Origin of the sequence: Mesorhizobium sp. M7A.F.Ca.AU.001.01.1.1, assembly GCF_004022735.1 — a bacterium.
Taxonomy (GTDB): domain Bacteria; phylum Pseudomonadota; class Alphaproteobacteria; order Rhizobiales; family Rhizobiaceae; genus Mesorhizobium; species Mesorhizobium ciceri.
Genome location: NZ_RZPF01000459.1, coordinates 1 through 5,414, shown reverse-complemented (window position 1 = coordinate 5,414; position 5,414 = coordinate 1). Strand labels below are relative to the sequence as shown.

The 5,414-nt window shown below is 62.8% G+C and carries 7 protein-coding genes and 1 pseudogene; 6 read left to right on the top strand and 2 right to left on the bottom strand.

The genetic code is table 11. The annotated features are described in order from the left end of the window. Positions 1–255: pseudogene (locus tag EN884_RS24210) on the top strand (ATP-binding protein); the annotation flags it as partial. A 133-nt stretch (positions 256–388) separates the two neighbouring features. On the opposite strand, the gene EN884_RS24205 reads toward EN884_RS24210, so the two are convergent. After that, positions 389–1,171 (bottom strand): SDR family oxidoreductase, encoded by a 783-nt coding sequence (locus tag EN884_RS24205; protein WP_024501658.1) that lies wholly within the window; start codon positions 1,169–1,171, stop codon positions 389–391. 170 nt (positions 1,172–1,341) lie between these two features. Beyond that, complete coding sequence (locus tag EN884_RS24200) at positions 1,342–1,620, bottom strand: usg protein (RefSeq protein ID WP_024501657.1); 279 nt, start codon at positions 1,618–1,620, stop codon at positions 1,342–1,344. 332 nt (positions 1,621–1,952) lie between these two features. Here EN884_RS24200 and groES point away from each other — a divergent pair, with 332 nt between their 5' ends. The 5 genes from groES to EN884_RS24175 form a co-directional block, all read left to right on the top strand. After that, on the top strand, positions 1,953–2,267 hold the full coding sequence (groES, locus tag EN884_RS24195) for a co-chaperone GroES (protein ID WP_013530718.1): 315 nt from the start codon (positions 1,953–1,955) through the stop codon (positions 2,265–2,267). A 55-nt stretch (positions 2,268–2,322) separates the two neighbouring features. Next, positions 2,323–3,954 (top strand): chaperonin GroEL, encoded by a 1,632-nt coding sequence (gene groL / locus EN884_RS24190; protein ID WP_027160770.1) that lies wholly within the window; start codon positions 2,323–2,325, stop codon positions 3,952–3,954. Positions 3,955–4,024: 70 nt separating this feature from the next. Then, entirely contained in the window at positions 4,025–4,252 is a 228-nt protein-coding gene (locus EN884_RS24185) for a hypothetical protein (protein ID WP_013530720.1), read from the top strand. Positions 4,253–4,350: 98 nt separating this feature from the next. After that, positions 4,351–4,644 carry a DUF982 domain-containing protein gene (locus EN884_RS24180; protein WP_027160769.1) on the top strand — a complete coding sequence of 98 codons (294 nt, stop codon included), beginning with the start codon at positions 4,351–4,353 and terminating at the stop codon, positions 4,642–4,644. 335 nt (positions 4,645–4,979) lie between these two features. Further along, the coding region (locus EN884_RS24175) for a cupin domain-containing protein (RefSeq protein WP_206617630.1) at positions 4,980–5,414 on the top strand (435 nt) is incomplete at its 3' end.

The window sequence follows — 5,414 nt, the reverse complement described above, 5'->3', positions numbered from 1 at the left end:
GTGTTCATGATGATTGCCCGCGCGGCGAAGGAGGGCTGGCCTTGCCCGAGCGACGCCGCGATCGCCCGCGCCTACGGCTCGCACTCGCTGCGCCGCGCCCGGCGCCTCTTGACCTATATCGAGGAGCAGGGCCTCATCGTCTGCCAACTCGACGGGACAGGCCGGCGCACCGTGACACTGGTCGAATTGGCCTGGGCCACCGCACCGGGAGATCCGAATGCCGAGGAGGTGGAGCAGGGAAGCCTGGCGCTGTGAGGCGGCGCGGGTGCTTTGAGCGAATGATGCGATAGGCTTTTTCAGTCACCGTCATCGCGACAAATTTCTGATGGCAACCGTGAAATCGCCGACGGCGAGATGCGTCATGCAGGCGCTTGCGTTTCGATGGCGCTCACCGGTTCGCCCCAATCACCCACTGTTCCTGATCGACGAGCGTGCCGGTCATCGGCCCGGCAGCATCCGAAAGCAGGAAGACGGCGAGGTTGGCGATATCGCTGGTCGAGAACAGGCGGCCGAAGGGTTGCGAGGCGTTGGCGGCATCGAGCCAGCCCGGCCCGTTGCCCAGCGTGTCGGCTTGCATGACGCGTTCGGCCGGCGTGTCGGTCCAGCCGACATTGATGCCGTTGACGCGGATGCGATCGAAGCGATGGGCGTTGGCGGCGTTTTTGGTCAGCGTGGCCAGCGCGCCCTTGCTGGCGGAATAGACGGCGAGCTCCGGCGAGCCGCAATGGTCGTTGATCGACAGGATGTTGACGATGGCGCCGCGCTCTCCGCGCTTCTTCATGTCGGCGATGGCCGCCTGCATGAGGAAGAACGGCGCCCGCGCGTTGACCGCGAACAGCGAGGCCCAGCCGTCGAGATCGGCATCGAGGAACGAGGCCCGGTCGGTCAGCCCTGCGGCGTTGACCAGCGCATCGATGCGGCCGAAGCGCTCGATGCAGGCTTGCGCCAAAAGGGCAGGGGCTGCCGGGTCGGCGAGGTCGGCGGCGACGAAAACCGTCGGCGTGCCGAGCCGCGAAAGCTCTTCCGCAACGGCATCGCCGCGCGTCTTCTCGCGCCCGGTGACGAGCAGGCCGCCCGCGCCGCAGCGCGCCAGCGTCTCGGCGATGGCGCGGCCAATGCCTTGCGTCGAGCCGGTGACCAGCGCCACCTTGCCGTTGAGTTGGAGCTCCATTCCTCTTCCCCGCCTCGCATCTGATTTCAGGCTAGCGCGGCGCGATCGTTTTACAATACGGAAATTGGAAATCTTGGAGTGGAGGTTGTTGGCTGTCGCGCTGCGTGGGGCCGGCGAGAGCCTGCCCCAATGTCGTGATTCCCTACGTAGCGGAGGCCGTCGCAAAGACCCTAGTGGACCGTGATTATGCCCTCGACGGCCCGCCATTCCGAAGGCTGGATGAGCTGGTGATGAGCAACGCGAACCGAGTGGAGCGGACCATCGAGTTCGCGCTCCCAATATTGGAGAAAACCCTTGAGTTCGGGAAAGGCTGGAGCGAGATCATAGTCCTGCCAGACATAGAGCTGAAGCAGGCTTGGATGATCGGGCAGGTAATAGTGGATTTCGGCCGTCGTCAGGCCATAACCTTCCATTTGCAGGCGGAATTCGTTGCTGACCGTATCGGCCATGTCTTTCTCCTTCTCCGCTGAGGCATCGAGCCGGCGGCATTTGTGTCGAACCCGCCCAATGCCGGGCCGGGGCGATTGGTTCTGTCCCTCTTTAAACAACGCCGCGAGAAGCTCGCGGGTTCCGAAAATAGCCACGCCATAACAGTGTCTTGGCGCTCTTTCTTGTCGAATATAAAAATTTTTGCGCTGGTCTCTTGAAACCGAAAAAGGGCAAAACTAGCTCGATATGCGCCGCGATGCCTGACGAAGGGTCGCGGCGTTCCGCACCGGTCCGATATTGCCGGTTCGGTGCGGAGGAACCTCAAAACCTGTTTGTCCACGAGGAGAACGACATGGCGTTCCGTCCATTGCATGACCGTATTCTGGTCCGCCGCCTTGAAGCCGAGGAGAAGACCTCCGGCGGCATCATCATCCCCGATACCGCAAAGGAAAAACCGCAGGAAGGCGAAGTGCTCGCCGTCGGTCCCGGCGCGCGCGACGACAGCGGCAAGCTTGTCGAACTCGATGTCAAGGTCGGCGACCGCATCCTGTTCGGCAAATGGTCCGGCACCGAGATCAAACTCGACGGCGAGGACCTGCTCATCATGAAGGAAAGCGACGTGATGGGTATCATCGATGAGATCGCCGAAGTGAAGAAGGCCGCCTGACGGCTTCTTGTATCCAACCAGTCAACGAATGCTGCCTAGATAAAGGAGTGATCCAATGGCTGCCAAAGAAGTGAAATTCCATACCGAAGCGCGCGAGAAGATGCTGCGCGGCGTCGACATCCTTGCCAATGCGGTGAAGGTGACGCTCGGTCCCAAGGGGCGCAATGTGGTCATCGACAAGTCGTTCGGCGCGCCGCGCATCACCAAGGACGGCGTCACCGTCGCCAAGGAGATCGAACTGGAGGACAAGTTCGAGAACATGGGCGCCCAGATGGTGCGTGAGGTGGCCTCCAAGACCAACGACCTTGCCGGCGATGGCACGACGACCGCAACGGTGCTTGCACAGGCGATCGTCAGGGAAGGGGCCAAGGCGGTTGCCTCGGGTATGAACCCGATGGATCTGAAGCGCGGCATCGACAAGGCGGTCGATGCGGTGGTCGCCGAACTGAAGACCAATGCCCGCAAGGTCACTCGAAACGACGAGATCGCGCAGGTCGGCACCATCTCCGCCAATGGCGATGCCGAAATCGGCCGCTTCCTCGCTGAGGCGATGGAGAAGGTCGGCAATGAAGGCGTCATCACGGTGGAGGAGGCCAAGACCGCCGAGACCGAACTCGAAGTCGTGGAAGGCATGCAGTTCGATCGCGGCTACCTCTCGCCCTATTTCATCACCAACCAGGACAAGATGCGCGTGGAGCTCGACGAGCCCTATGTGCTGATCCACGAGAAGAAACTCTCCAATCTGCAAGCGATGCTGCCCGTGCTCGAAGCCGTGGTGCAGTCTGGCAAGCCGCTCCTGATCATCGCCGAGGATGTGGAGGGCGAGGCGCTTGCCACGCTGGTCGTCAACAAGCTGCGCGGCGGCCTCAAGGTCGCGGCCGTCAAGGCGCCGGGCTTCGGCGACCGCCGCAAGGCCATGCTGGAGGACATCGCCATTCTCACCGGCGGCACCGCGATCTCGGATGATCTCGGCATCAAACTGGAAAATGTAACGCTGCAGATGCTGGGCCGCGCCAAGAAGGTGGTGATCGAGAAGGAAAACACCACCATCGTCGATGGTGTCGGCCGCAAGGAAGAGATCCAGGGCCGTGTCGCACAGATCAAGGCGCAGATCGAGGAGACCACCTCCGACTATGACCGCGAGAAGCTGCAGGAGCGGCTGGCCAAGCTCGCAGGCGGCGTTGCGGTGATCCGGGTCGGCGGCTCGACCGAGGTCGAGGTCAAGGAGCGCAAGGACCGTGTCGACGACGCACTGCATGCAACCCGCGCGGCCGTCGAGGAGGGCGTGCTGCCCGGCGGCGGCGTCGCCTTGCTGCGGGCGGCCAAGGCGCTCGATACCGTGCAGACCGACAATTCGGACCAGAGGACAGGTGTCGACATCGTGCGCCGTGCCATCGAAACGCCGGTCCGGCAGATCGCCGAGAATGCCGGCGCCGAAGGCTCGATCATTGTCGGCAAGCTGCGCGAGAAAAGCGAATTCGGCTGGGGCTGGAACGCCCAGACCAATGAATTCGGCGATCTCTTCGGCCAGGGCGTTATCGACCCGGCCAAGGTGGTGCGCACCGCCCTCCAGGACGCGGCATCGGTCGCCGGCCTGCTGGTGACCACGGAGGCGATGGTGGCCGAGAAGCCGAAGAAGGAAGCCGCCGCCCCGGCAATGCCCGCCGGCGCCGGCATGGACTTCTGAAGTCGCGGCCCAATCCGCCCGCTCCCCTGGCGGGGAGCGGGCGTCAGTCGAAGAGAGAGTGGAGGTAAAGATGGATGCAATGGCTGGCCTCGGATCCGTACCGGCTCCTACGCATCAAGCGAAGGAATTCCTGGCCTATGAAACAGAATGCAGGAACGTGCTGAAGCCGCTGCTGGCAGGGCTGCTCGACATGGCTGAAGCCGCCGGCTGGAACCGGCGAACCGCGGCGTCGGCACTGATGTTCCTCGCAGCGCAGCAAGTGTCGGCAACATCCGAGGTATCCGCCGGCAGCGGCTGAACGGAAATCGGCCAGTCCCTTCACCTATCCGCGGCGGGCCGTGCTTCCCGGTGTTCGGCCCGCTGCAGGCCCTGAACAATCGAGAGGAGGTACAAGCCATGAATCGCGGGCAATTCGAAGAACCGGTCACACTTCTGGTCGGAATGGGCTTTCCGAGGATGATCGACAGCGTGATGGAAGCCTATGCACTGCTGCAGGACTGGCCGAGCGCCGGCCGCAACGGCGCCCATGCCATCGCACTCAACGCTTGCAAGGCGGGCATCGTCGGCGAAATCGATCCGGAGACGGTGCGGGCCACGCTGGTCAGCTTCGCGCGCCGCCACGACATACTGGTGCCTGACATGGTTACGCCGCTCGCGACGGTGGCGGGTGGTGCGCTGCGCACCAGCTGAACTACGATGACGGCGCTGCAACAGCGCCTGAACACGCTGTTCTTGCGATAGGCCAGGCGCCCACCGGACACGTTGGAATTCCGTTTCGGGCGGTAGTGTTCTCGTTGGTCAGTCGAGCGAACGCGTCAGCAAGACTGACCTGTTCTGCCCGAATAGCGCCTCTGAGCGCGCCCTTCCGGTTAAAAAAGTATCATCCATTGTCTTGAATCGTGGTGGCGCCTGTTGTCATGAGCCGGTACCGTGGCTCTTGAAATGCAGAGCCGAAACCAATTCGGCCGGTTTAGGGAATTGGGCCGAACGCGGCAAATATCCGTGCCGGCCGGGAGGAAACGGACATGGAACCGGACCTGGAAGTTGTCCAGATACGACGCGGGGAGTCCTTCAAGGCGTGGTCGCATGGCTACCCCTTCCATACGGTGCGCTGGCACTTCCATCCAGAATATGAACTGCATCAGGTAATCTTCACCAACGGCCGCTATTTCGTCGGCGACTTCATCGGCGAGTTCGAGCCGGGCAATCTGGTGCTGACGGGGCCGAACCTGCCGCACAATTGGGTCAGCGACATCCCCAAGGACAGCTCGATCCCGCTGCGCGGCCGCATCATTCAGTTTTCCGAAAGTTTCATCGGCGATGCCATGCATGTGCTGCCGGAGCTGGCGGGGCTTGCGGCTCTGCTCGAGGCGTCGCGGCGCGGCGTGCTGTTTTCCAACCGCACCAGCAAGGCGCTGGCGCCATTGATGGAAGAGATGATGCAGGCGCAGGGCGTGCGC